A 24,086-nucleotide genomic window follows, 5' to 3' on the forward strand; every position below is an offset into this window, starting at 1 on the left:
CCATGGACCGGCGGCGGCCGTGGCAGGCTGGTGCCATGGCCGTGCAGATCAACCCCAGCATCCTGTCCGCCGACTTCTCCCGCCTCGCGGAGGAAGCCAAGGTCGTCGAAGGCGCCGACTGGCTCCATGTCGATGTGATGGACAACCACTTCGTTCCCAACCTGACTCTCGGCGTGCCGGTGGTCGAAGCGCTGGGCAAGGCGACGGACACGCCGCTGGACTGCCATCTGATGATCGAGGACCCGGATCGCTGGGGCCCACAGTACGTCGAGGCGGGCGCCGGCTCGGTGACCTTCCACGCGGAGGCCGCCGCCGCCCCCGTACGGCTGGCCCGTGAGATCCGGGCCAAGGGCGCCCGGGCGTCGATGGCGCTCAAGCCCGCCACCCCCATCGACCAGTACGAGGACCTGCTGCCCGAGCTGGACATGGTGCTGGTGATGACGGTTGAGCCCGGCTTCGGCGGGCAGGCGTTCCTCGACATCATGCTGCCGAAGATCCGGCGCACCCGCGAGCTGATCTCCAAGCACGGCCTGGAGATGTGGCTTCAGGTGGACGGCGGGGTTTCCGCCTCGACGATCGAGCGGTGTGCCGAGGCGGGCGCCGATGTGTTCGTCGCCGGGTCCGCGGTGTACGGGGCACAGGACCCGGCCAAGGCGGTGGAGGAACTGCGTGGTCTGGCCCGGCAGGCCACCCCCATTGCGCGGCGTGCGGAAGACGGGCCCGCGACCGCCCGATGAACTCATCGGTAAAGGGCAGATCAAGTCCGCCGTTTCTGACAGGATGAACGGTGAGTCCAGAACATAGGAAGTAGTGAGGAGACCGCGGTGTCGACGGGCCGTTCAGGCACGCGGATGGGACCCGCCGAACTGGTGCAGGCGGCCGCCATGGCGCGCCGCTTCTACCTCGAAGGCAAGTCCAAGATCCAGATTGCCGAGGAGTTCGGCGTCAGCCGCTTCAAGGTGGCGCGGGTGCTGGAGACCGCGCTGGAGCGCGATCTGGTGCGCATCGAGATCCGGGTGCCCGCCGAGCTCGACGCGGAGCGCTCCGACGCGCTGCGCGCCCGGTACGGGCTGCGCCACGCGGTCGTGGTCGAGTCCCCGGCCGACGCCGAGGCCGACACCCCGGACCCGGAGAACCTCGGCGAGGTCGCCGCGGATCTGCTGGGCGAGCTGGTGACCGAGGGCGATGTGCTGGGCCTGGCCTGGGGGCGGTCCACGATCCACATGGCCGCGGCCCTGCACCAGCTGCCCCCGTGCACCGTCGTCCAGCTCACCGGGGTGTACGACGCGGGCACCGCCGAGCGCGGCTCGGTCGAGGCGGTCCGGCGCGCCGCCGCCGTCTCCGGCGGCGAGGCGCACCCCATCTACGCGCCCATGCTGCTGCCCGATACGGCCACCGCCGATGTGCTGCGCGGCCAGACCGGTATCGCCCGCGCCTTCGAGTACTTCGACAAGGTCACCGTCGCCGCCGTCTCCATCGGCTCGTGGGAGGCCGGTATCTCGACGGTCTACGACATGCTGACCGAGCAGGAACGGGCCCATTACGCGGGCCTCGGCGCCGCCGCCGAGATGTCGGCCCACCTCTTCGACGCCGAGGGCCGGCGCATCGGCCGGGACCTGGGCGAGCGCTGCATCACGGTCGAGGCCGACCGGCTGCGGCGGATCCCGGAGGTCGTCGCCATCGCGGGCGGCCGCCGCAAGGCCCCCGCGATCGGCGCGGTGCTCCGCTCCGGCCTGGTCACCAGCCTGGTCACGGACACCGCCGCCGCCGATCACCTGCTGCTGGAGACGGGCCCCGGCCCGCGCCCGGCGCTGGACCGGGCGGACCCCGACGGGGTGTAACAGGGTTGTAGTACGCGGGCGGCGTTGGACGATCAGACCAGGCGGTTCCCGGCCGTTCTGGATGATCGTCCCGGCCCGGGTATCGGGGCCGACGTGGGAGAATGAAGTACGTGCGTTTTCCTCGGCTTCCTTCGTCGAGGGCCAATTCCGAACGACTGGGAAGTTCCGAGCGTGCGTTTCCTCAATGATCAGCAGCCGCCCTACGACCTGACGTACGACGACGTCTTCATGGTGCCCAGCCGCTCCGCGGTCGGCTCGCGCCAGGATGTGGACCTGTCCACGCCCGACGGCAGCGGCACCAGCATCCCGATCGTGGTGGCCAATATGACCGCGATCGCCGGGCGCCGGATGGCCGAGACCGTCGCCCGCCGTGGCGGGATGGTCGTCATACCGCAGGACATTCCGCTGGACGTGGTCGCCGATGTGGTCGGCTGGGTCAAGAAGCGCCACCTCGTGCTGGACACGCCGATCGTGCTCGGCCCGACCGGGACCGTCGCCGACGCGCTGGCGCTGCTGCCCAAGCGGGCGCATGGCGCGGGTGTGGTCGTGGAGAACGGCCGCCCGGTGGGCGTGGTCGTGGAGTCGGATCTGACCGGCGTGGACCGCTTCACCCAGCTGAGCGAGGTGATGTCGCGGGAGCTGCTGCTGCTCGACGCGGACATCGACCCGCGCGAGGCCTTCAACCGGCTCGACGCCGCACACCGCAAGCTCGCCCCCGCCGTGGACGCGGACGGGCGGCTGGCGGGCATTCTGACCCGTAAGGGCGCGCTGCGCGCTGCGCTCTACCGGCCCGCGGTGGACGCGGACGGCCGGCTGCGGATCGCCGCGGCCGTCGGGGTCAACGGCGATGTGGCGGGGCGCGCCAAGGGGCTGCTCGCGGCGGGGGTGGACACGCTGGTGGTGGACACCGCGCATGGCCACCAGGAGTCGATGATCAGCGCGCTGAAGGCGGTCCGGGCGCTCGACCCGGGCGTGCCGGTGGCCGCGGGCAATGTCGTCTCCGCCGTGGGTGTGCGCGATCTGATCGAGGCGGGCGCCGACATCGTGAAGGTGGGGGTCGGCCCCGGCGCGATGTGCACCACCCGCATGATGACGGGTGTGGGGCGGCCGCAGTTCTCCGCGGTGCTCGAATGCGCCGCCGAGGCGCGGAAGTTCGGCAAGCACGTATGGGCGGACGGCGGCGTCCGGCATCCGCGGGATGTTGCGATGGCGCTGGCCGCGGGCGCGTCCAATGTGATGATCGGCTCGTGGTTCGCCGGGACGTACGAGTCGCCGGGCGACCTTCAGCACACCGCCGACGGGCGGCCGTACAAGGAGAGCTTCGGGATGGCCTCCGCCCGTGCCGTGCGCAATCGCACCAGCGAGGAGTCGGCGTACGACCGGGCCCGTAAGGGGCTGTTCGAGGAGGGCATCTCCACCTCCCGGATGTTCCTGGACCCGGCCCGGCCGGGCGTCGAGGACCTGATCGACTCGATCGTCGCGGGCGTGCGCAGCTCCTGCACCTACGCGGGCGCGGGCTCGCTGGAGGAGTTCCACGAGCGGGCCGTGGTCGGGGTGCAGAGCGCCGCCGGTTACGCGGAGGGCAAGCCGCTCCACGCCAGCTGGGACTGACGACCGGGCAGATGACATGGTGTGGCCCCCGCTCGGCCGAGCGGGGGCCTGTTACGCACGCGGCTTGTCGCGCGGCTCGGCCCCCCGGGTGCGGGGCAGGGCGTGGCGCGGTGGGCTGGTCAGGGTGATCTGGCGTACCAGCTGGTGGAACGAGACCAGCGCGGCGACGGGCGGCAGCCCGGCGACGGCCATGCTGGGCGGGTCCTTGGGCGCGTGTGCGACACAGAGGAAGACCGCGATGGTGGAGAAGAGCACCACCACTGCCCAGGAGTGTGCCGCGCCCCGGCGGTGCAGGGCGGCGCGCAGCACCGACAGCGAGGCGACCAGCCACGGCCCGTAGACCAGCAGCGGCCACCATGCGGCCATGGACTCCGAGGTGCTGGGGGAGGCCAGATAGCGCAGTGGGCCGTAGGAGATCATCCCGCCCAGCACACTGAGCATGGCCACGATCACCGTGGTGAGCGCCGCGAAGATCAGGCTGATCAGCTGGAGCCAGGGCATGGTCGGCAGCCGGAAGCGGACCCGGCGCCGCCGCCCGCGACCGCGGACGTGCGCGGGGGAGCGGGCGGCGGGGAAGCTGCCGGTGGTCCGTTCGGGCGGCTCGTCGAGGGGGGAGCCGACGGGCGAATCGAAAGGGGAGGAAGCGGCGGAGGAGGCGGGGGCGGAGGTCTGGAGCAGCCGGGCCAGGTCCCCCTCCAGGTCCCACCGGCTCTCGATCGTCTCGGGATCCGGCAGCGGGAAGCCCCGCGGGTCGTCGGGGGCCATGTCGAACCGCTCGCCGGGAGCGGACCGGTGGCCGGCGGGGGGCGGGGCGCCGTAGCCGCCCGGCCTCGGCTCGGTGTAGGTCATGCCTGGACACCCGGTTCCGTGGTGCCGCAGCGGTGGACGAAGTCGGTCTCGATGCGGTTCAGGGTCCGCAGGAAGTCCTCCCACACCCGGGCGCAGTACTCGAGCGGAAGCCGCTCGTCCTCGCCCCCGTGGCCTCCGGGGCGGCACCCGCCGTCCGGGCCGTGGGGGTCATGATCGGTGCTCTGCAGGCTGTCTGGGGTCACGTTCCCACCAACGAGGGCCAAATTGGTGCCGTATCGTGGCATTCGGGTGAAACGCGCTTCAGTGCGGCCCGGCCTCCCGCAACGATTCACCGTACAGCCACCCCGTGCGCAACGTTCGCATACGTATGCGCAACAACGGTGCATTACGGCCGGGCCGTGCAGGCTCGTAGTGTCTTGCGCTGACGTGGAGTGGCGGGGACCGCCTGCTCGGCGGTTCGCACCTGCGGGTTTTGCCCCGAGCACCCGTATGTACGCCGCCGGTCACCGCCATCTGACCGCCCGACCGGCAGCGATAAGGAGCCACTCAATTGTTGGACCACGGCGCAGCCCCGCCCACCGCCGAGCATTCCGAGGCCGGGCCACGTGCCCAGGCACCCGGCTCCCAGAGGCTCGGCCCACGAGGGCTCTCCTCCCGGCTGCTGCGGCGCAAGCCTGTCGAACTGCTGGTCGCCGAGGGCGGTCAGGGCGAGGGCGGCAATCTGCGCCGCTCGCTCGGCATGTGGCAGCTGACCATGATCAGCATCGGTGCGACGCTGGGCACCGGCATCTTCGTGGTGCTCGGCGAGGCCGTGCCGGACGCCGGGCCCGCGGTGATCGTCTCTTTTGTGATCGCGGGGCTGACCGCGCTGTTCTCCGCCCTGTCGTACGCCGAGCTGGCGGGCACCATCCCGGTCTCCGGGTCCTCGTACTCGTACGCCTACGCCACCCTCGGTGAGCTGGTCGCCTGGGTCTGCGGCTGGTGTCTGATCCTGGAGTACGGGGTGTCGGTGGCCGCCGTCGCGGTCGGCTGGGGCCAGTACCTGAACGAACTCCTCGACGGCACTCTCGGCGTCACCATCCCCGACGCGCTGGCCGCCCCGCCCGGCGACGGCGGTCTGTTCAACCTGCCCGCGCTGCTGGTCGTCCTGCTGGCCATGGCGTTTCTGCTGGGCGGGGCCAAGGAGAGCGCCCGGGCCAACACGATCATGGTCGGGGTGAAGATCGCCGCCCTGGTGCTGTTCTGCGCCGTCGCCTTCACCGGTATCCGCGCCGGGAACTACACGCCGTTCATGCCGCTGGGCATGGCGGGTGTCAGCGCCGCCGGGGCCACCCTCTTCTTCTCGTACATCGGCTTCGACGCCGCCTCCACGGCCGGTGAGGAGGCCAAGAACCCGCAGCGCGATCTGCCGCGCGCGATCATGCTCTCGCTGGTGATCGTCACCGCCCTGTACTGCCTGGTCGCGGCCGTGGCGGTGGGTGCGCTGCCCTGGAAGCGGTTCGCGGGCTCCGAGGCCGCGCTCGCCGGGATCATGAAGGATGTGACCGGGCAGAGCTTCTGGGCCGTGCTGCTGGCGGCCGGCGCGGTCGTGGCCATCGCCTCCGTGGTGCTGACCGTGCTGTACGGGCAGACCCGCATCCTCTTCGCGATGTCCCGGGACGGGCTGGTGCCCAAGGTCTTCTCCCGGGTCCACCCGGGCAGCGGGGTGCCGCGCGCCAACACCGTGATCGTCTCCCTCTTCTGCGGTGTGCTGGCCGCCGCGATCCCGCTCGGCCAGCTCGCCGACGCCACCAGCATCGGCACCCTCTTCGCCTTCGCGCTGGTCAACATCGCCGTGATCGTGCTGCGCCGGACCCGGCCCACGATGGAGCGCACCTTCCGGGTGCCGCTGGCGCCGCTGTTCCCGCTCGTCGGCCTCGGGCTGTGCCTGTGGATGATGGGCAGCCTGGACCGGGTGACCTGGATGGTCTTCGGCGTCTGGATGGCCGTCGGCCTTGTGCTGTACTTCGCATACGGCATGCGCCGCTCCCGACTGGCCACGGCAGAAAAGTGACATCCCAGCAGTGCGACTGAACGATCTGGACGAACGCATCGTCCACGCCCTCGCCGAGGACGCCCGCCGCAGCTACGCCGACATCGGGGAGGAGGTCGGCCTCTCCGCCCCCGCCGTCAAGCGGCGGGTGGACCGGCTGCGGGCCGAGGGGGCCATCACCGGCTTCACCGTACGGGTCGACCCGGCCGCCCTCGGCTGGGAGACCGAGGGCTTCATCGAGCTCTACTGCCGCCGCAACACCTCGCCCGAGGACATCCACCGTGGCCTGAACCGCTACCCCGAGGTGGTCTCCGCATCGACCGTCACCGGCGACGCGGACGCCATCGTCCAGGTCTTCGCCTCCGATATGCGGCACTTCGAACGCGTACTGGAGCGGATCGCGGGCGAGCCCTTCGTGGAGCGCACCAAGTCCGTCCTGGTCCTCTCGCCCCTGCTGCGCCGCTACGGCTCGGGGGCCCCGGCGTAGGCCCCGGGACGAGCGGCGCAACGAATCGCCGTCGAGGGCCCGGAAGACGTAATGAATCGACGCCGGATGCGCAACGGACGCGCCTTGTCCGCCGATCTCGGGCCGACGTACCGTCTTTGTGCCATTACGTCTCCCCTCCCATCCCCTTCCGGCTGCGTCTCTCCCTCCCGCCCAGCTGTGTCTCTCCCTCCCGCCCAGCTGCGTCTCTCCCTCCCGCCCAGCTGCGTCTCTCCCTCCCGCCCACCCGAGGAATGCCCATGCCCCCGCTGCGCATCGCCCTGCTCCAGAGCTCCGGCCACCCCGGCGAGACCGCCCGGAACCTCAAGGCCCTCGACGAGGCGGCCGGGCGCGCCGCGGCGGGCGGTGCCGGGCTGCTGATCGCCCCGGAGCTGTTCCTCACCGGATACGCGATCGGCGACGGCGTACGGCGGCTGGCCGAGCCGGCCGACGGGCCGAGCGGCCGGGCGGTGGCCCGTATCGCCGCCACCCACGGGCTGGCCGTCCTCTACGGCTACCCGGAGCGCGCGGGGGACACGGGGGACACGGGGGGTACGGGGGACGCGGGCGGTAGGGGTGGCGACGGTGGCGCGATCTTCAACTCCGCCCGGCTGGTCGGCCCCGACGGCGCCGAGCTCGCGAACTACCGCAAGACCCACCTCTTCGGCGACTTCGAGCGCGCGTGGTTCACCCCGGGCGACACCCCCGTCGTCCAGGCCACGCTCGGCGGCGTACGGCTGTCCATCATGATCTGCTACGACGTGGAGTTCCCGGAGAACGTGCGGGCCCACGCCCTGGCCGGGACCGATCTGCTGCTGGTGCCCACCGCGCAGATGCACCCCTTCCAGTTCGTGGCCGAAGCCCTCGTCCCGGTCCGGGCGTTCGAGAGCCAGCTGTACATCGCGTACGTCAACCGCACCGGGCCCGAGGGCGACTTCGACTTCGTCGGGCTGAGCTGTCTGGCCGGTCCCGACGGCACGGTCAAGGCCCGCGCCGGGCGCGGCGAGGAGCTGGCCTTCGGCGAGGTCGACCCGGGGCTGCTCGCCGCCTCGCGCACCGCGAACCCTTATCTGGCCGACCGCAGGCCCGAGTTGTACACGCCCCTGACCTGACCCCGTACCCCCTCGGCCCCGCGCGCCCCCTCGTTCAACCCCCGCAAGGAGTCCGTACCCGATGACGTCCATGGTGCCCACCGCCGTCCCCGACCAGCACGACGACCAGCAGAACGAGCGGCAGCCCGCCCCGCCGCTGACCATGTTCGGCCCGGATTTCCCCTACGCCTACGACGACTACCTCGCCCACCCCGCGGGCCTCGGCCAGATCCCGGCGACCGAACACGGCACCGAGGTCGCGGTCATCGGCGGCGGGCTGTCCGGCATCGTCGCCGCGTACGAGCTGATGAAGATGGGCCTGAAGCCGGTCGTCTACGAGGCCGACCGGATCGGGGGGCGGCTGCGCACCGTCGGCTTCGAGGGCAGCGATCCGTCGCTGACCGCCGAGATGGGCGCGATGCGCTTCCCGCCCAGCTCCACCGCCCTCCAGCACTACATCGACCTGGTGGGCCTGGAGACCCGGCCCTTCCCCAACCCCCTCGCGCCCGACACCCCTTCGACCGTCGTCGACCTGAAGGGCGAGTCGCACTACGCGCGCACCCTGGAGGACCTGCCCGAGGTCTACCACCAGGTGATGGAGGCATGGAACGCCTGTCTGGAAGACGGCGCCGACTTCTCCGCCATGCAGCGCGCCATCCGCGAGCGCGACGTCCCGCGGATCCGGGAGATCTGGTCCCGCCTGGTCGCGCGGCTGGACAACCAGACCTTCTACGGCTACCTCTGCGACTCCCCGGCCTTCGCCTCCTTCCGGCACCGCGAGATCTTCGGCCAGGTCGGCTTCGGCACCGGCGGCTGGGACACCGACTTCCCCAACTCCATCCTGGAGATCCTGCGCGTCGTCTACACCGGCGCGGACGACGACCACCGCGGCATCGTGGGCGGCAGCCAGCAGCTCCCGCTGCGGCTGTGGGAGCGCGAGCCGCGCAAGCTCGTGCACTGGACGCCGGGCACCTCGCTGGCCTCCCTGCACGGCGGCCGGCCGCGCCCGGCCGTCACCCGGCTGCACCGCGCGGCGGGCGACCGTATCGTCGTCACCGACGCGGCCGGCGATATCCGCTCGTACCCGGCGGTGGTGTTCACGGCGCAGTCCTGGATGCTGCTCTCGAAGATCGACTGCGATGACTCGCTCTTCCCCATCGACCACTGGACGGCGATGGAGCGCACCCACTACATGGAGTCCAGCAAGCTGTTCGTCCCGGTGGACCGCCCCTTCTGGCTGGACAAGGACGAGGCCACCGGGCGCGATGTGATGAGCATGACGCTCACCGACCGGATGACCCGGGGCACCTATCTGCTGGACGACGGCCCGGACCGGCCCGCCGTCATCTGCCTCTCGTACACCTGGTGCGACGACAGCCTCAAGTGGCTGCCGCTGTCGGCGAACGAGCGTATGGAGGTCATGCTCAAGTCGCTGTCGGAGATCTATCCGAAGGTCGACATCCGCAAGCACATCATCGGCAGCCCGGTCACCGTCTCCTGGGAGAACGAGCCCTACTTCATGGGCGCGTTCAAGGCCAACCTCCCCGGCCACTACCGCTACCAGCGCCGTCTGTTCACCCACTTCATGCAGGACCGGCTCCCGGCCGACCGGCGCGGCGTCTTCCTCGCGGGCGACGACATCTCCTGGACCGCGGGGTGGGCCGAGGGCGCCGTACAGACCGCGCTCAACGCGGTGTGGGGCGTGATGACCCACTTCGGCGGGCGGACGGACCCGAAGAACCCGGGCCCGGGCGATGTCTACGACGAGATCGTGCCCGTCGAACTTCCGGAGGACTGAGTCAACTCAGTCGCCGGGCAGTGGGGTGAGCAGAAACCGCCCCACCAGCCCGACGCTCTCGTCGACGCGCTCGACGAACTCCTCGGTCAGCTCCGGCAGTCCACGCAGCCCCCACAGGGCGCGGAACGCCGCCCACGCGGCGCCCCGCGCCTTGTCCAGGCTCCACGCGCCCACGAGGTGGGTGAGCGGATCGGCCACGTCCAGCAGGTCGGGGCCGGGCATCAGGTCCTCGCGGATCCGCTCCTCGAGACCGGTGAGCAGGGTGCCGACCCGGTCGAAGTCGCCCTCCAGCTCCTCCGGTTCGGCCTTCCGCTCCCGGCAGGTCTCCACCAGCGCGAGGGCCAGGTCATGGCCGATATGCGCGTTCATCCCGGCCAGCGCGAACTGCAGCGGACGGACCCCGGGATGGCGGCGCAGCTGGAACAGCGGCCGCCAGCAGGCGGACGGCCGCCGCCCGGCCGCCACTGCGTCGACCGCGGCCAGATAGCGGGCGGCGAAGCGCACATCCAGGTCCTGGGTGGCGGCGGGGTCCTGGAAGTAACCGTCCGTGAGCCGACGGCCGACCTCCTCGGTGACCGCCAGATACACCCGGTTGAAGACCGCCACCCCGTCCCGGGGCGGCAGCGCGGCGCCGAGCGCGCGCATCCGCGCCACGACACCCTCCACGGTCCGCGGCGCGTGCCGCTCGGCCGACGTCGTCATGGACGCAAGCGTCGCAGCCGAGCCGCGGCCCGTCCGGCCGTACGCCGCCGCTTCCCCGAAACGGACTAACGAGAGCCCGTCACGGCGTCCCCTTCACAGGGCCTCGTCACAGCGCCCCCGCGTCGAGGGCCGTCCACAGCGTCGGGTACAGGGGCCGCCAGCCCAGCTCGGCGCGGAGCCGGGCGTTGGAGCACACCCCGAACCAGGGGTCGGGGTCGGTGCGGTCCGCCATGCCCTCCGGCAGCGGAACGCCGTTGACCCGGTGCAGATCCACCGCCGTGACGGGCGCGTCATCGACGATGTTGTACTTCCGCCCGGCCACGCCCGGCGCGGTCAGCAGCCGCACCAGCCCCCGCGCCACATCCGCGTGATGCGCCATCTGCAGCCGCTGATGGCCCGCCCACTGCCCCGCCCACCGCAGCGACTCCGCCAGATGTGGGTCGCCCTCGCCGTATACGAAGGGCAGGCTGCCGATCCGGACGTCGAGTCCGCGCTCGCGGTGCAGCTCCAGCAGCCCCTGCTCGGCCTCGGCCTTGGACGCGGGGTACGCGCCCCACATCTCCCCGCCCGGCACCGACTCGTCGTCCTCCACCAGCGGCCGGCCGCGCCCAAGGCCGTAGACCAGATTGGTGCTGACCTGGACGAAGCGCGAGGCGCCCGCCTCCAGGGCGGCGCGGGCGAGGCCGAGGGCCGCGTCGCGGTTGACCGCCCACGCCTCCTCGTCCGGCGCCCCCCGGAACGCCGCCGCCACATTGACCACCGCGTCCACCCCGGTCAGCGCCTTGCGCACGTCCTGCTCCTCGCGCACATCGCCGACCGCCACCTGCGCGCCCAGCGCGGCGAAGGGCGCACCCTTCGCCTCGTCGCGCACCAGTACCCGTACCTCGTCGCCGGGCGCGCGCCACTGCAGCAGCCGTGGCGTGAACCGCTGTCCCACCCGGCCGGTCACCCCGGTCACCAACGTCAACATGTCCTGACTCCCTTTATCGGTGTTCGTCGGCTCCGACCCTGCGGGAGTCCGCGGCCGACCGGGAGAGCACCGCCGATCCAGGGATTGGCAGACCCTGGATGGGGAGCCGGGGACCGGCGATCCTTGAGGCGTGGACCGCATTCAACTCGCCGACTTCCTGCGCCGCTGCCGCACCCGGCTCTCACCCGCCGACGTCGGGCTCGGCCCGGGCGCGCGCCGCCGCACCCCGGGGCTGCGCCGCGAGGAGGTGGCCCAGCTGACCGGTATGTCCACCGACTACTACACCCGCCTGGAGCAGGCCCGCGGCCCGCGCCCGTCCCGGCAGATGCTGACCGCGCTGGCCCGCGCACTGCGGCTCACCGACGACGAGCGGGACCACCTCTTCCATCTGGTGGGGGAGGAGCCGCCGCGCGACCGGTCGTCCTCCGGGCATGTGCGGCCCGGTCTGCTGCTGGTCCTGGACCGGCTGTACGACACCCCGGCGATGGTGATCAACGACTGGGGCGACGTGCTGGCGCAGAACGCGATGGCCGCCGCCCTGTCCGGCGACTTCAGCGCCCGGCCGCCGGGGCAGCGCAATATGATCCGCCGCTACTTCACCGATTCGGACACGCGTCGACTCTGCCCGCCCGAGGACCAGGAAGAGCACGCGCGGAACCATGTCGCGAATCTGCGAGCCGTGCTGGCCGCCCGCCCCGACGACCCCGCCCCGGCGGCGCTCGTCGCCGAGCTGCGGGCGGCCAGCCAGGAGTTCGCCGCGCTGTGGGAGGCGCACGAGGTCGCGGTGCGGCGTTCGGCGGTCAAACGCTTTCTGCACCCGGTGGTGGGGCTGCTCGAGCTGGAGTGTGAGGTGCTGCTGAGCTCCGAACACGCTCAGCGGCTCATCGTTCACTCGGCCCGCCCGGGCACCGAGTCGTACGAGCGTCTTGAGCTGCTGCGGGTGGTGGGCCTCCAGGACCTCGCGGCGCGCGGATAGCGCCGCGCGCCCTCCTCAGGCCCACAGGGCCTCAGGCCCTTCAGGCCCTTCAAGCCCTCAGGCTTTGGTGGCGGTCTCGGCCGCCGCCGGCTCGTCGTCGTACGCGCTGGTGCCCGAGTCCAGCAGCGGTTCCTCCCGCTTCATATGGGCCGGGGCCAGAGCGCGCAGCAGGTGGTAGCCGCTGAGCACGACGACCGTGCCCAGCGCGATCCCGCTGAGCTCGAAGTTGTCGCTGACCTTGAGGCTGACCCCGCCGACGCCGATGACCACACCGGCCGCGACCGGCACGAGATTGAGCGGATTGCGCAGATCCACCTTGTTGTGCACCCAGATCTGGGCGCCGAGCAGCCCGATCATGCCGTACAGGATGACGGTGATCCCGCCCAGTACGCCGCCGGGTATCGCCGCGACGACCGCCCCGAACTTGGGGCACAGCCCGAAGAGCAGGGCGAAGCCGGCCGCGGCCCAGTAGGCGGCGGTGGAGTAGACACGGGAGGCCGCCATGACGCCGATGTTCTCGGAGTACGTGGTGTTGGCCGGGCCGCCGACCGCCGTGGAGAGCATGGTGGCCGCACCGTCCGCCGCGATGGCGGTGCCGAGGGTGTCGTCGAGCGGGTCGCCGGTCATCTCGCTGACCGCCTTCACATGCCCGGCGTTCTCGGCGATCAGCGCGATGACGACCGGCAGGGCGACCAGGATGGCCGACCACTGGAAGCTGGGCGCGTGGACGGAGGGCAGTCCGATCCAGTCCGCCTTGGACACCCCGGACAGGTCGAGCCGCCAGTGGTCGGTGGCCCGTCCGCTGCCGTCCAGCGAGTGGATCTTGCCGAAGACGCGGTCGAAGAGCCAGGAGATCGCATAGCCGAAGACCAGGCCCAGGAAGATCGCGATACGTGACCAGAAGCCGCGCAGACAGACCACGGCGAGACCGGTGAAGAGCATGGTCAGCAGCGCGGTCCACTGGTCGGCGGGCCAGTATGTGTTCGCCGTCACCGGTGCGAGGTTGAAGCCGATCAGCATCACCACCGCGCCCGTGACCACCGGCGGCATCGCCGCGTGGATGATGCGCGCGCCGAACTTGCGGACCGCCAGACCGCTGAGGAACAGCACCCCGCCGACCACGAGAATCGCTCCGGTGACGGCGGCGCTGCCACCGCCCTGCGCCCTGATCACGGCGGCGACGCCGACGAAGGAGAGGCTGCAGCCCAGGTAGCTGGGCACCCGGCCGCGGGTCGCCAGCAGGAACAGGATGGTCGCGACCCCGGACATCATGATCGCGAGATTGGGGTCGAGCCCCATGAGCACCGGGGCCACGAAGCTCGCCCCGAACATCGCCACGACGTGCTGTGCGCCAAGACCCGCCGTCCTGGGCCAGGACAGCCGCTCATCCGGCTTGACGACGGCTCCGGGGGCGGGCGTACGCCCGTCGCCGTGCAGGGTCCAGCGCACGCCGAGGCCCATGGTTGTGCTCCACTTCATTGCTCAGGGGGATCGCAGCAATGTTAGTGGGTCGAAAGTGTGTTTCATCCCCCTAAAGATCCTGGAGGCCGGCGATCAAAGATCCTGCAGCTCAGCGATCCGCACGCCCAGCAGATCGCGCAGCGCCCGCTGCCCGTCCTCGCTGACCCGCAGCGCCCGCTGGCTGCCGATCCGCACACACCACCCCGCGTCCAGCGCGTGCCGGCACAGCGCGGCCCCGGCCACGCCCGCCAGATGCGGTCTGCGCTCGGTCCAGTCCAGACAGCTGCGGGCCATCGGCCGACGGCCGCGCGGCGCGCCCGACAGATCGACGCCCAGGTCCCGGAACCAGACCAGCCCGGCGTCGGTCAGCGAGAAGCCCGTCGCGCCCTGCAGCAGCCCACGTTCCAGCATGGCGTCGGTGATGGCCGTGCCGAGCCGCCCGGCGAGATGGTCGTAGCAGGTCCGGGCCCGTGCCATGGCCGCACCGGCGCTGGCGGCGCCCAGCGTCCGGGGCGCGGGCGGCGGTGCGGCGTGACCGGACAGGTCCTCGATCAGCTGGGCGATCTGCGGCCCCGCCAGCCGTACGTAGCGGTGCCTGCCCTGCCGCTCCTCCGCCAGCAGGCCGCCCTCGACCAGTCGGCTCAGATGTTCGCTCGTGGTCGACGGGGCCACCCCGGCGAGCCGTGCCAGCTCCCCGGCGGTCCAGGCCCGCCCGTCGAGCAGCGCCAGACAGAACGACGCGCGGGTCTCGTCCGCGAGCAGCGCGGCGAAGCGGGCGAGCTGCGGGCCGTGGGAATGGGGCTGCGACATACGCCCATCATGCGCCCCCGACACTTCGGCCCTGGCCGAACTCACGCCCGGCTCCGGCGGGCCACGCCCTCACGCGACGGAGCGGCGTAGCGGGGACAGGGGCGGCGTGCGCTGTCAGTGCGGCGTAGTGCTCGGCGCCGCGGCGTCCGCGTGGCCGTCGCGCGCCGCCGCGCCCGCGTGCTCGGACGACGCGCTTCGCAGCACGCCCGCTCCCACCACCAGCCCCAGCGTCAGCACCGCCACCACACCGAACGAGGCCGTCAGCGAGGTCGCGTCGGCGATCGAGCCCATCGCGGCCGGGGCGATCAGCCCCGAGGTGTACGTGATCGTGGCGACGCCCGCGATGGCCTGGCTGGGATTCGGCCCGCTGCGCCCGGCCGCCGCGAAGGCGAGCGGGACGACCACCGCGACGCCGAGGCCGAGCAGGCCGAATCCGGCGATGGCGAGGGCGGGGCCGTTGGCGGTCACGATCAGCACACCGCCGGCCGTGGACAGGACGCCGCCCACGCGTACGGTCCGCACCGCGCCGAAGCGCCCCACCACCGCGTCGCCGACGAGCCGGGCCGCGGCCATGGTGCAGGAGAAGGCCGTGGTGCAGGCGGCGGCGAGGGCGGGGGAGGAGTCCAGGACGTCCCGGAGATAGACCGCCGACCAGTCCAGGCTCGCGCCCTCGGCGAACACCGCGCAGAAGCCGACCGCGCCGATGATCAGCGCCGAGCGGGGCGGCAGGGCGAAGCGGGGCGGCGGGTGCTCCTCGGGGGCGCTGCGCAGATCGAGCACCCAGTGGCAGACGACCGCGCCGATCACGGTGAGCACGGCGGCGGCGAGGCCGAGATGCAGCCGGGCGTCCGCGTCGGCGTGGGCGGCGAGCGTGCCGGCCGCCGAGCCGAGGAGCGCTCCGACGCTCCACATGCCGTGCAGCCCGGACATGATGGAGCGGCCCAGCCGCGTCTCGATCTCCACGCCGAGGGCGTTCATGGCGACATCGGCCATCCCGGCCGAGGCGCCGTAGACGAACAGCGCGGCGCACAGCCAGACCAGGCCGGGCGCGAGCGGGGGCAGCACCAGCGACAGACACCACAGCGCGATCAGCCCGCGCAGGGCGGCGCGGGCACCGAAGCGGTGGCTGATCCGCCCGGCCAGGGGCATCGCGACGGAGGCCCCGATCGCGGGGAAGACCAGGGCGAGGCCGAGCAGGCCCGCGCTGAGGTCCAGGTGCTCCTGGATCCAGGGGACGCGGGTGGCGAAGTTGCCGGTGACCGCGCCGTGGACGGCGAATACGGTCGCCACGGCCACCCGCGCCCGGCGTAGCGCTTTCGCGTCCATATCGCTGTCCATACCCCGCTGCCCACCCTTCCGGAGACTTTTGGAGACCTTCTGGAGACGCGATTTCGACCATGGAAACTATCAGGAAGGCTCCCTGATAGATAGGGTCCATATGAGCGGCCCTCTGAAAGGATCCCGCCATGACGTCGACGCGCGTGCCCCTGGCGGGCCGTATCGCCTCTCCGAGTACGGCGCGGGCGATCAACGACCGCCTCGCCCTGCACCTCCTCAAGGATGAGGGGCCGCTGACCGCCGGCCAGCTCAAGAACCTGACCGGGCTGTCCCGGCCCACCATCGCGGACCTCGTGGAGCGGCTGCGGGACGCCGGGCTGATCGCGGTGGTGGGGGAGACGGGCGCCGAGCGCCGGGGGCCCAACGCCCGGGTGTACGGCATCGTCGCCGACAGCGCGCATGTGGCGGGCGTGGACGTCCGCGCGCGGAGCGTGGCGGTGTGCGTGGCCGATCTGCTGGGCAACACCCTCGCCGAGGCGTCGCTGCCGGTCGCCGCCGACGTCGAGCCCGCGCGGGCCGCCGAGGCCACGGTGGACCTGGTGCGGCGCACCGCCCGGGAGGCCGGGGCCGAGCGGCTGCACCACATCGGCATCGGCGCCCCGGGGCTCGTCGACCCGGCGACCGGCGAACTCGCCGCCACCGATGCACTGCCCCGCTGGCACCGCGAGCTGAGCGCGGCCCTGCACGCCGGCCTCGGGGCGCCGGTGCTGCTGGAGAACGAGGTCAATCTGGCCGCCGTCGCCGAGCAGCGGCTCGGCGTGGTCCGCGACCGGGACACCTTCGTGCTGCTGTGGCTGGGCCATGGCGTCGGCGCGGCCGTCGTGCTCGACCGGGTGCTCAGACGCGGGGCCTCCGGAGGGACGGGGGAGATCGGCTTCATGCCGGTGCCGTGGACGCCCGGGCTGCCGTCCGCGACCGCCTGCGACGGCGGCTTCCACTCGCTCGCGAGCAGCCCCGCGGTCTGTGAACTCGCTCGCGACCTGGGGTTGTCGGCCGACCCGGCGGACGACGCGCGCGCGGCGGAGGCGGTCGTACGGGCCGCGGTGGACGAGGGGGAGCGGGGCGAGCCGTTCCTGGACGCGCTCGCGGGCCGGATCGCGGTGGGCGCGGCCGCGGTGTGCGCGGTGCTCGACCCGGGCTGTGTGGTGCTCGGCGGAGAGGTGGGCCGGGCCGGGGGCGCCGCCCTGGCGCGCCGCGTGGGGGACCGGCTGCGGGGCATGTCGCCGCTGCGCACCCAGGTGCGGGCCGGCGTGGTGGGCGGCGGCGGAGTGCTGCGCGGCGCGGTCCTGACCGCCACGGACGCCGCCCAGAACCAGCTGTTCGGCGCCCCTTAGCCGGTCCGTGCCCCTTAGCCGGTCCGTGCCCCTTAGCCGGTCCGTGCCCCTTTGCCGGTCCGCGGCCCGGTGCCACGCCGCCCTCGTACCTCTCCTCCCGCCCCTTCTCGCCGCCGCGGAGTTATGCGCGATCTCTTGTCGTGAGCATGGCCTCCGCATAGCCTGACCCACGATCGCGCTCCTGAATTCTGTTCAGATAGCTGATTGGAGTCCCTCGATGGGTGCATCCTCTCCGGCACGTGGGCCGATCGCTCGCGCCGCCGTCGCCCTTGCCGCGCTATTCGCAGTGTTCGCCCTCCCCGCCGCCCCCTCCGCCCAGGGCGCCGAACCCGCCCGCCATCCGGCCCCGGTGCCCGAGACCGTGGTGCTCGACGGCCCACGGCTGGCGGTGACCAAGGTGAAGCTGCAGTTGGGAGACGCGCGGCTGAAGCGGACCGTACGCGATCTGACCGCCCGGGCCGACCAGTGGATGAACCAGGGCCCCTGGACGGTCACCGACAAGGACCAGGTGCCGCCCAGCGGCGACAAGCACGACTACTTCAGCCAGGCCCCGTACTGGTGGCCCACCCAGCCGAAGACCGAAGACAATCCGTACGGCTGCCCCTACGTTCAGAAGGATGGCCAACGGAACCCCGACGTGGACAAGATGACGGACCGTCCCGAGGTGGGCAAGGTATTCGAGTCCGCCTATGAGCTCTCCCTGGCCTGGTACTACACCGGTAAGCGCGGCTACGCCGAGCACGCCGCCGAGATCCTGCGCACCTGGTTCGTCGACCCCGCGACCCGGATGAACCCCAGCCTCAACCACGCCCAGTTCATCCCCTGCAAGTACGACGGCCGCTCGATCGGCATCATCGACTTCTCCCAGGGCTTCACCAGCCTGCTGGACGCCGCCGCCATCCTCGACACCGGCGCCCCCGGCTGGTCCCGCGGCGACCACGCCGGCTTCCGCACCTGGAACAAGCAGTTCCTGGACTGGCTGGTGAACAGCGACTTCGGCAAGGAGGAGAGCGCCGCCGAGAACAACCACGGCACGTTCGCCGATATGCAGATCGCCGCCATCGCCGCCGCCGTGGGCGACCGGGACCTCGCCCGCCAGGTCGTCCGCGAGGCCCGCACCAAGCGCGTGGACGCCCAGATCGCGGCGGACGGCACCCAGCCCGGCGAGCTCTCCCGCACCCGCAGCTTCCACTACTCGACCTTCAACCTCGTCGCCTTCACCCGCCTCGCGGCCGTCGGCGAGCACGTCGGCGTGGACCTGTGGCACTACACGGGGCCGGACGGAGCGAACCTCTTCAAGGCCGTCGACGTACTGCTCCCCGCGGCCACCGGGGCCAAGCCCTGGCCGTACCCGGAGCTGGACTTCCGCGCCTACGCGGCCAGCGACATCGTGCACGCGGCGGCCGACGCGGGCGACCGCAAGGCCAAGGCGGCACTCCCCGCGCTCCAGGCACCGCCCGGCGGCGACCTGTGGGCGCTGCGGCCGGCCGTCGAGCAGCTTGACAGCATCGCCACCACTGGTTGACGGACGGGTGAGGCAAGCCACACTCCCGCGGCCCCAGCTGTGCCGATGTCCCATGGCACACTGGGGCCGTACCAGTGACGTCAGCGCACTCCGGGGTCGGTGAAAATCCGAACCGGCGGTTACAGTCCGCGACCCGTCCGCTGCCAGCGGCCGGTTGACCAGGTGAAATTCCTGGACCGACGGTGAAAGTCCGGATGGGAGGCAGTGCGCGGCGGGAGTAGTGCACCGGTGCGCCGCGCTCGGCGGCCCGCTTTTTGTGGCGGACCGTATCCCGGCCCAGGCGTTCCCCGATGCCGTCTTTCCGCTTCTGTCATCTCGACAGCCCCGGAGTCCGTGCCCGAAGAGGCAGGAGGACCCGGTGGCCACCACCGCCGAAGCCGAAGCGATGCGCCGTGCCATAGCGCTCGCCGCCCGGGGCCTCGGCCACACCAGCCCCAACCCCGTGGTCGGTTGCGTCATCCTCGACGCCGACGGCCATACCGCAGGCGAGGGCTGGCATCAGCAGGCCGGCGGACCGCACGCCGAGGTCCACGCCCTGCGCGCGGCCGGCGAGCGGGCCCGCGGCGGCACCGCCGTCGTCACCCTCGAACCCTGTAACCACACCGGCCGCACCGGCCCCTGCGCCCAGGCGCTGCTGGACGCCGGGATCGTCCGCGTCGTGTACGCGGTCGCCGACCCCAACGCCAAGGCCGCCGGCGGGGCCGCCACCCTGGCCGCCGCTGGGACCGCCGTCGAGAGCGGACTGCTCGCCGCGGAGGCCGCCGCGGTCAACGAGGCATGGCTGACCTCCATGCGGTTCGGCCGCCCCTTCGTGCTGTGGAAGTACGCCGCGACCCTGGACGGGCGCAGCGCCGCCGCCGACGGCACCAGCCGGTGGATCACCTCCGCCGAGTCCCGCGCCGATGTGCACCGGCTGCGCGCCGGGTCGGACGCCGTGCTGGTCGGCTCCGGCACCCTGCGCGCCGACGATCCGCACCTCGCCGTACGTGGCCAAGGCGGCGCCCGGCAGCCGCTGCGCGTCGTCCTCGACAGCAAGGCCACCATCGCCCCGGACGCCCGGGTCCTGGACGGCACCGCGCCCACCCTGATCGCCGTCGCCGAAGACGCCCCCGCCGTACGGCTGACGGGCGCCGAGACCGTACGGCTGCCGCGCGCCGCGTCCGGGCCGGGCCTGGACATCCCCGCGCTGCTCGGCGAGCTCCACGCGCGCGGGGTCCGCTCGGTCCTGCTGGAGGGCGGCCCCACGCTCGCGGGGGCGTTCCTGGCCGCCCGCGCCGTCGACAAGGTCGTCGGCTATCTCGCCCCCGCACTGCTCGGCGCCGGCGCCCCCGCCCTCGCCGACGCCGGAATCACCACCATCACCCACGCGCTACGCCTGGAGCTGACCGACGTCACCAGGCTCGGTCCCGACCTGCGCATCACCGCCGTGCCGACGCCCACCGCCCCTGTCGCACCCGAGGAGAGCTGAATGTTCACCGGAATCGTCGAAGAACTGGGCGAGATCGTCGCCGTCGAGAACCTGGGCGACGCGTCCCGCTTCCTGGTCAGCGGCTCCGTCGTCACCGAAGGCGCCAAGCACGGCGACTCCATCGCCGTCAACGGCGTCTGCCTCACCGTCGTCGACCTCGAGGACGGCCGGTTCTCCGCCGACGTCATGGCCGAGACCCTGAACCGCTCCAGCCTCGGCGCCCTCGCCGTCGGCTCCCGCGTCAACCTGGAGCGCCCGATGGCGCTCGGCGGGCGCCTGGGCGGCCACCTGGTGCAGGGTCACGTCGACGGCACCGGCACCGTCATCGAGCGCAAGCTCTCCGAGCACTGGGAGATCGTCAAGATCTCGCTCCCCGCCGATCTGAGCCGCTATGTCGTCGAGAAGGGCTCCATCACGGTCGACGGCATCAGCCTGACCGTCGTCGACGCGGGCCCCGACTACTTCACCGTCAGCCTCATCCCGACGACCCTCGCCCTGACCACCCTCGGCGTCAAGCAGGCCGGCGACCCCGTCAACCTCGAAGTGGACGTGCTCGCCAAGTACGTCGAGCGGCTGCTCGGCAAGGGCGCGGGCGCCCCGGCCGGCACGGACGAGGAGGCCGTCGCATGACCGCCCCCGTCGGCGACGTCCAGGAGCCCACGAACAGCAGGGACGGCAGGACCACCAGGAAGCAGCGACACATGACCCCCGTACAGAGCGTGCAGAGCGTGCAGGGCATGCCGGCCGTGCCGAGCCCGCAGAGCGCCCCCGAATGGCCCGACGAACTGTCCCTCGACTCCGTCGAGCGGGCGATTGCCGAGATCGCCGCCGGGCGCCCCGTCGTGGTCGTGGACGACGAGGACCGGGAGAACGAGGGCGACCTCATCGTCGCCGCCGAGAAGGCCACCCCCGAGATCGTCGCCTTCATGATGCGCGAGTGCCGCGGCCTGATCTGCGCCACCCTGGACGCCGCCGACCTCGACCGGCTGCGGCTGCCGCAGATGGTCGAGGACAACTCCGAGTCCATGCGCACCGCCTTCACCGTCTCGGTCGACGCCACCGCCGAACACGGCGTCGGCACCGGCATCTCCGCCGCCGACCGGTCCACCACCCTGCGCCTGCTGGCCGATCCGCACTCCACCCCCGAGGACTTCGCGCGCCCCGGCCATATCTTCCCGCTGCGCCCCCGCGACGGCGGTGTGCTCACCCGCGACGGCCACACCGAGGCCGGCGTCGACCTCGCCCGGCTGGCGGGGCTGCGCCCGGCCGCCGCCATCTGCGAGATCGCGGGCCCCGACGGCACCATGCTGCGCCTGCCCGAACTGGTCGCCTTCGCCCGCCGGAACGGGCTGGCGATCATCTCCATCGAGGCCCTGATCGCCTACCGCAGGGCTGTCGAGCCCACCGTGCGGCGCGAGGCCGAGACCCGGCTGCCCACCGCCTTCGGCGACTTCCAGGCGTACGGCTACCGCTCCACCACGGACGGCGTCGAGCACATCGCCCTCGTCCAGGGCGACATCGGTGACGGCGAGGACGTCCTGGTCCGTATCCACTCCGAGTGCCTGACCGGCGATGTCTTCGGCTCGCAGCGCTGCGACTGCGGCCCCCAGCTGCACGCCTCCCTGGAGCGGATCACTGCCGAGGGCCGCGGCGTGGTGGTCTATCTCCGCGGGCACGAGGGCCGCGGCATCGGGCTGCTGTCCAAGCTGCGCGCATACGAGCTTCAGGAGCTGGGCCGCGACACCCTCGACGCCAACCTCGAACTCGGCCTGCCCGCCGACGCCCGTGACTACGCCGCCGGCGCCCGTATCCTCGCCGACCTCGGTGTGCGCTCGCTGCGCCTGATGACCAACAACCCGGAGAAGACCGCGGCGCTGGTCCGGCACGGGCTGCGGGTCACCGGCCGGGAGCCGATGCCGGTCCAGGCCGGTGAGCACAACCTGCGCTATCTGCGCACCAAGCGCGACCGTATGGGCCACGACCTGCCGTGGCTGGAGAGCGGCCGCCCCCAGCCGATGTCCGCCTGCGGCAACCAGTAGCCGCAGCCCCGTACCCGTAGCCCCAGCACCACCCGCACCAGAGCAACACCCGCACCAAGGAGAGAAGTAGACGTGAGCGGTAAGGGAGCCCCCCAGCTGTCCGTGGAGAACGGCGGAGACCTGCGCGTGGCCGTCGTGGCCGCCCAATGGCACGCCCAGGTGATGGACGGGCTCGTCGACGGGGCGCGGCGCGCCCTGCACGAGCTGGGCATCGATGAGCCGACCGTGCTGCGCGTACCGGGCAGCTGGGAGCTGCCGGTGGCCGCCAAGGCCCTCGCCGACCGCGGCTTCGACGCGGTCGTGGCCCTGGGCGTCGTCATCCGCGGCGGCACCCCCCACTTCGACTATGTGTGCCAGGGCGTCACCCAGGGCCTCACCCAGGTCAGCGTGGACACCGGGGTGCCCATCGGCTTCGGCGTGCTGACCTGCGACACCGAGGAGCAGGCCCTGGACCGGGCCGGGCTCGAAGGGTCGAACGAGGACAAGGGCCACGAGGCCGTCACCGCGGCCGTCGCCACCGTCGTCACCCTGCGGTCGGTCGCCTGACCCTGGCGCCGAGTCGGATCGTGTGACCCCAGTAGGATGACGGGCATCATGCCCAAGAAGACGTTCGAGGAGCTCTTCGCCGAGCTTCAGCAGAAGGCCCTCACGGCCGATCCCGCCACCTCCCGCACCGCCGACCTGCTTCAGTCGGGTGTGCACGCCATCGGCAAGAAGGTCGTGGAGGAGGCCGCCGAGGTGTGGATGGCCGCGGAGTACGAGAGCGACGCCGCGGCCGCCGAGGAGATCTCCCAGCTCCTCTACCACCTCCAGGTGATGATGATCGCCCGGGGCCTGACCCTCGACGATGTCTACGCTCACCTCTGAGCACGCTTCCGCCCCAACCCTCGCCCACGTAAGGAAAAAGGTCTCATGCTGCGCATCGCCGTCCCCAACAAGGGTTCACTGTCCGAGCCTGCGTCGGCGATGCTCCATGAGGCGGGCTACCGGCAGCGCAAGGACCGCAGGGAACTGGTGCTCGTCGACTCCGAGAACGACGTCGAGTTCTTCTTCCTGCGCCCCCGCGACATCGCCGTGTACGTCGGCTCCGGCCGCCTGGACATCGGCATCACCGGCCGTGATCTGCTGCTCGACTCCGGCTCCCAGGCCGAGGAGATCATGCAGCTCGGCTTCGCCGGTTCCACCTTCCGCTACGCCACCCGGCCCGGCACGGCGAAGGACGTCAGCGAGTTCGGCGGTATGACGGTCGCCACCTCCTTCTCCGGCCTGGTCACCAAGCACCTCGCGGACAACGGCGTGGACGCCGCCGTCGTACACCTCGACGGCGCCGTCGAGACCGCCATCCAGCTCGGTGTGGCCGAGGTCATCGCGGATGTCGTCGAGACCGGCACCACCCTGCGCAACGCCGGTCTGGAGATCATCGGCGAGCCGATCCTGGAGTCCGAGGCCGTCGTCATCCGCCGCACCGGCGCCCCCGCCGACGACCCCAAGGTCCAGCAGTTCCTCCGCCGGATGCAGGGCGTCCTGGTGGCCCGGCGCTACGTGATGATGGACTACGACATCCGCGTCGAGCAGGTGGAGCGGGCCGTGGCCCTCACCCCCGGCCTGGAGTCGCCCACCGTCTCCCCGCTGCACCACGAGGGCTGGGTCGCGGTCCGCTCGATGGTCCCCACCAAGGACGCCCAGCGGATCATGGACGAGCTGTACGACCTGGGGGCGCGGGCCATCCTGACCACCGGCATCCACGCCTGCCGCCTCTGAGCCCCGGACATCCCCGCACCAGACCCACCGTTCCT

The 24,086-nt window shown here is 72.1% G+C and carries 23 protein-coding genes and 1 riboswitch; of the genes, 16 read left to right on the forward strand and 7 right to left on the reverse strand.

What is annotated here, in order from left to right; all coding sequences use genetic code 11:
- The first annotated feature begins 35 nt into the window (after positions 1 to 35).
- From rpe to ACH4U7_RS08365, 3 genes are all read left to right on the forward strand, one after another.
- Positions 36 to 737, forward strand: a complete 702-nt coding sequence (gene rpe / locus ACH4U7_RS08355; RefSeq protein ID WP_398527189.1) for a ribulose-phosphate 3-epimerase — start codon at positions 36 to 38, stop codon at positions 735 to 737.
- A 114-nt stretch (positions 738 to 851) separates the two neighbouring features.
- Positions 852 to 1,841: a sugar-binding transcriptional regulator gene (locus ACH4U7_RS08360; protein ID WP_179285391.1), complete on the forward strand. Its 990-nt coding sequence runs from the start codon at positions 852 to 854 to the stop codon at positions 1,839 to 1,841.
- A 171-nt stretch (positions 1,842 to 2,012) separates the two neighbouring features.
- Positions 2,013 to 3,452: a GuaB1 family IMP dehydrogenase-related protein gene (locus ACH4U7_RS08365; protein ID WP_398527190.1), complete on the forward strand. Its 1,440-nt coding sequence runs from the start codon at positions 2,013 to 2,015 to the stop codon at positions 3,450 to 3,452.
- 51 nt (positions 3,453 to 3,503) lie between these two features.
- On the opposite strand, the gene ACH4U7_RS08370 is transcribed toward ACH4U7_RS08365, so the two are convergent.
- On the reverse strand, positions 3,504 to 4,301 hold the full coding sequence (locus ACH4U7_RS08370) for a DUF2637 domain-containing protein (RefSeq protein ID WP_398527191.1): 798 nt from the start codon (positions 4,299 to 4,301) through the stop codon (positions 3,504 to 3,506).
- Positions 4,298 to 4,504, reverse strand: a complete 207-nt coding sequence (locus ACH4U7_RS08375; protein ID WP_353591469.1) for a hypothetical protein — start codon at positions 4,502 to 4,504, stop codon at positions 4,298 to 4,300. The genes ACH4U7_RS08370 and ACH4U7_RS08375 overlap by 4 nt, the downstream gene beginning before the upstream one ends.
- Before the next feature lie 308 nt (positions 4,505 to 4,812).
- On the opposite strand from ACH4U7_RS08375, the gene ACH4U7_RS08380 reads away from it, so the two are divergent.
- The 4 genes from ACH4U7_RS08380 to ACH4U7_RS08395 all read left to right on the forward strand — a co-directional run bounded on the left by ACH4U7_RS08380 (position 4,813) and on the right by ACH4U7_RS08395 (position 9,667).
- Positions 4,813 to 6,315 (forward strand): amino acid permease, encoded by a 1,503-nt coding sequence (locus ACH4U7_RS08380; RefSeq protein ID WP_398527192.1) that lies wholly within the window; start codon positions 4,813 to 4,815, stop codon positions 6,313 to 6,315.
- 10 nt (positions 6,316 to 6,325) lie between these two features.
- Positions 6,326 to 6,781 (forward strand): Lrp/AsnC family transcriptional regulator, encoded by a 456-nt coding sequence (locus tag ACH4U7_RS08385; RefSeq protein ID WP_089510329.1) that lies wholly within the window; start codon positions 6,326 to 6,328, stop codon positions 6,779 to 6,781.
- 257 nt (positions 6,782 to 7,038) lie between these two features.
- Positions 7,039 to 7,890, forward strand: coding sequence for a carbon-nitrogen hydrolase family protein (locus ACH4U7_RS08390; RefSeq protein WP_398527193.1), 852 nt, complete (start codon positions 7,039 to 7,041; stop codon positions 7,888 to 7,890).
- A gap of 61 nt (positions 7,891 to 7,951) precedes the next feature.
- Positions 7,952 to 9,667: a flavin monoamine oxidase family protein gene (locus ACH4U7_RS08395; protein WP_398527194.1), complete on the forward strand. Its 1,716-nt coding sequence runs from the start codon at positions 7,952 to 7,954 to the stop codon at positions 9,665 to 9,667.
- A 6-nt stretch (positions 9,668 to 9,673) separates the two neighbouring features.
- Here ACH4U7_RS08395 and ACH4U7_RS08400 read toward each other — a convergent pair whose 3' ends face one another.
- Positions 9,674 to 10,369 carry a DUF5995 family protein gene (locus tag ACH4U7_RS08400; protein ID WP_398527195.1) on the reverse strand — a complete coding sequence of 232 codons (696 nt, stop codon included), beginning with the start codon at positions 10,367 to 10,369 and terminating at the stop codon, positions 9,674 to 9,676.
- Positions 10,370 to 10,475: 106 nt separating this feature from the next.
- The gene (locus ACH4U7_RS08405; RefSeq protein WP_398527196.1) at positions 10,476 to 11,339 is read right to left on the reverse strand and encodes an NAD-dependent epimerase/dehydratase family protein; all 864 of its coding nucleotides are present in this window, start codon (positions 11,337 to 11,339) and stop codon (positions 10,476 to 10,478) included.
- Positions 11,340 to 11,469: 130 nt separating this feature from the next.
- Here ACH4U7_RS08405 and ACH4U7_RS08410 point away from each other — a divergent pair, with 130 nt between their 5' ends.
- Positions 11,470 to 12,315, forward strand: coding sequence for a helix-turn-helix transcriptional regulator (locus ACH4U7_RS08410; protein WP_398527197.1), 846 nt, complete (start codon positions 11,470 to 11,472; stop codon positions 12,313 to 12,315).
- Positions 12,316 to 12,372: 57 nt separating this feature from the next.
- Here ACH4U7_RS08410 and ACH4U7_RS08415 read toward each other — a convergent pair whose 3' ends face one another.
- The 3 genes from ACH4U7_RS08415 to ACH4U7_RS08425 form a co-directional block, all read right to left on the reverse strand.
- The gene (locus ACH4U7_RS08415) at positions 12,373 to 13,776 is read right to left on the reverse strand and encodes a uracil-xanthine permease family protein (protein WP_398527198.1); all 1,404 of its coding nucleotides are present in this window, start codon (positions 13,774 to 13,776) and stop codon (positions 12,373 to 12,375) included.
- Between the two features lie 93 nt (positions 13,777 to 13,869).
- Entirely contained in the window at positions 13,870 to 14,586 is a 717-nt protein-coding gene (locus ACH4U7_RS08420) for an ArsR/SmtB family transcription factor (protein ID WP_398527199.1), read from the reverse strand.
- Between the two features lie 114 nt (positions 14,587 to 14,700).
- On the reverse strand, positions 14,701 to 15,924 hold the full coding sequence (locus ACH4U7_RS08425) for an MFS transporter (RefSeq protein WP_398527200.1): 1,224 nt from the start codon (positions 15,922 to 15,924) through the stop codon (positions 14,701 to 14,703).
- Positions 15,925 to 16,052: 128 nt separating this feature from the next.
- Here ACH4U7_RS08425 and ACH4U7_RS08430 point away from each other — a divergent pair, with 128 nt between their 5' ends.
- The 8 genes from ACH4U7_RS08430 (at position 16,053) to hisG (ending at position 24,051) form a co-directional block, all read left to right on the forward strand.
- Positions 16,053 to 17,258, forward strand: a complete 1,206-nt coding sequence (locus tag ACH4U7_RS08430) for an ROK family transcriptional regulator (RefSeq protein ID WP_398527201.1) — start codon at positions 16,053 to 16,055, stop codon at positions 17,256 to 17,258.
- Positions 17,259 to 17,475: 217 nt separating this feature from the next.
- Entirely contained in the window at positions 17,476 to 18,783 is a 1,308-nt protein-coding gene (locus tag ACH4U7_RS08435; protein WP_398527202.1) for an alginate lyase family protein, read from the forward strand.
- An 81-nt stretch (positions 18,784 to 18,864) separates the two neighbouring features.
- Positions 18,865 to 18,995, forward strand: a riboswitch (FMN riboswitch).
- 146 nt (positions 18,996 to 19,141) lie between these two features.
- Positions 19,142 to 20,251 carry a bifunctional diaminohydroxyphosphoribosylaminopyrimidine deaminase/5-amino-6-(5-phosphoribosylamino)uracil reductase RibD gene (ribD, locus tag ACH4U7_RS08440; protein ID WP_398527203.1) on the forward strand — a complete coding sequence of 370 codons (1,110 nt, stop codon included), beginning with the start codon at positions 19,142 to 19,144 and terminating at the stop codon, positions 20,249 to 20,251.
- Positions 20,252 to 20,881: a riboflavin synthase gene (locus tag ACH4U7_RS08445; RefSeq protein WP_398527204.1), complete on the forward strand. Its 630-nt coding sequence runs from the start codon at positions 20,252 to 20,254 to the stop codon at positions 20,879 to 20,881. It begins immediately after the preceding gene.
- 107 nt (positions 20,882 to 20,988) lie between these two features.
- Positions 20,989 to 22,290: a bifunctional 3,4-dihydroxy-2-butanone-4-phosphate synthase/GTP cyclohydrolase II gene (locus tag ACH4U7_RS08450; RefSeq protein ID WP_398527503.1), complete on the forward strand. Its 1,302-nt coding sequence runs from the start codon at positions 20,989 to 20,991 to the stop codon at positions 22,288 to 22,290.
- A 72-nt stretch (positions 22,291 to 22,362) separates the two neighbouring features.
- A complete protein-coding gene (ribH, locus tag ACH4U7_RS08455) occupies positions 22,363 to 22,836 on the forward strand; it encodes a 6,7-dimethyl-8-ribityllumazine synthase (protein ID WP_398527205.1) in 474 nt (157 codons plus the stop codon).
- Between the two features lie 48 nt (positions 22,837 to 22,884).
- Positions 22,885 to 23,157: a phosphoribosyl-ATP diphosphatase gene (locus tag ACH4U7_RS08460; protein WP_014174926.1), complete on the forward strand. Its 273-nt coding sequence runs from the start codon at positions 22,885 to 22,887 to the stop codon at positions 23,155 to 23,157.
- Between the two features lie 45 nt (positions 23,158 to 23,202).
- Positions 23,203 to 24,051 (forward strand): ATP phosphoribosyltransferase, encoded by an 849-nt coding sequence (gene hisG, locus ACH4U7_RS08465; protein WP_089510315.1) that lies wholly within the window; start codon positions 23,203 to 23,205, stop codon positions 24,049 to 24,051.
- The last annotated feature ends 35 nt before the right edge of the window (positions 24,052 to 24,086 follow it).

The sequence above is a fragment of the Streptomyces sp. NPDC020845 genome, from assembly GCF_044334165.1.
Lineage (GTDB): Bacteria > Actinomycetota > Actinomycetes > Streptomycetales > Streptomycetaceae > Streptomyces.

What these genes read in the sequence shown, in the direction of transcription:
- rpe (WP_398527189.1), top strand. Translation starts at nt 36, where the DNA reads ATGGCCGTGCAGATCAACCCCAGCATCCTGTCCGCCGACTTCTCCCGC.
- ACH4U7_RS08360 (WP_179285391.1), top strand. Translation starts at nt 852, where the DNA reads ATGGGACCCGCCGAACTGGTGCAGGCGGCCGCCATGGCGCGCCGCTTC.
- ACH4U7_RS08370 (WP_398527191.1), bottom strand. Translation starts at nt 4,301, where the DNA reads ATGACCTACACCGAGCCGAGGCCGGGCGGCTACGGCGCCCCGCCCCCC.
- ACH4U7_RS08390 (WP_398527193.1), top strand. Translation starts at nt 7,039, where the DNA reads ATGCCCCCGCTGCGCATCGCCCTGCTCCAGAGCTCCGGCCACCCCGGC.
- ACH4U7_RS08395 (WP_398527194.1), top strand. Translation starts at nt 7,952, where the DNA reads ATGACGTCCATGGTGCCCACCGCCGTCCCCGACCAGCACGACGACCAG.
- ACH4U7_RS08400 (WP_398527195.1), bottom strand. Translation starts at nt 10,369, where the DNA reads ATGACGACGTCGGCCGAGCGGCACGCGCCGCGGACCGTGGAGGGTGTC.
- ACH4U7_RS08405 (WP_398527196.1), bottom strand. Translation starts at nt 11,339, where the DNA reads ATGTTGACGTTGGTGACCGGGGTGACCGGCCGGGTGGGACAGCGGTTC.
- ACH4U7_RS08415 (WP_398527198.1), bottom strand. Translation starts at nt 13,776, where the DNA reads ATGGGCCTCGGCGTGCGCTGGACCCTGCACGGCGACGGGCGTACGCCC.
- ACH4U7_RS08420 (WP_398527199.1), bottom strand. Translation starts at nt 14,586, where the DNA reads ATGTCGCAGCCCCATTCCCACGGCCCGCAGCTCGCCCGCTTCGCCGCG.
- ACH4U7_RS08425 (WP_398527200.1), bottom strand. Translation starts at nt 15,924, where the DNA reads ATGGACAGCGATATGGACGCGAAAGCGCTACGCCGGGCGCGGGTGGCC.
- ACH4U7_RS08430 (WP_398527201.1), top strand. Translation starts at nt 16,053, where the DNA reads ATGACGTCGACGCGCGTGCCCCTGGCGGGCCGTATCGCCTCTCCGAGT.
- ACH4U7_RS08435 (WP_398527202.1), top strand. Translation starts at nt 17,476, where the DNA reads ATGGGTGCATCCTCTCCGGCACGTGGGCCGATCGCTCGCGCCGCCGTC.
- ACH4U7_RS08445 (WP_398527204.1), top strand. Translation starts at nt 20,252, where the DNA reads ATGTTCACCGGAATCGTCGAAGAACTGGGCGAGATCGTCGCCGTCGAG.
- ACH4U7_RS08450 (WP_398527503.1), top strand. Translation starts at nt 20,989, where the DNA reads ATGCCGGCCGTGCCGAGCCCGCAGAGCGCCCCCGAATGGCCCGACGAA.
- ACH4U7_RS08460 (WP_014174926.1), top strand. Translation starts at nt 22,885, where the DNA reads ATGCCCAAGAAGACGTTCGAGGAGCTCTTCGCCGAGCTTCAGCAGAAG.
- hisG (WP_089510315.1), top strand. Translation starts at nt 23,203, where the DNA reads ATGCTGCGCATCGCCGTCCCCAACAAGGGTTCACTGTCCGAGCCTGCG.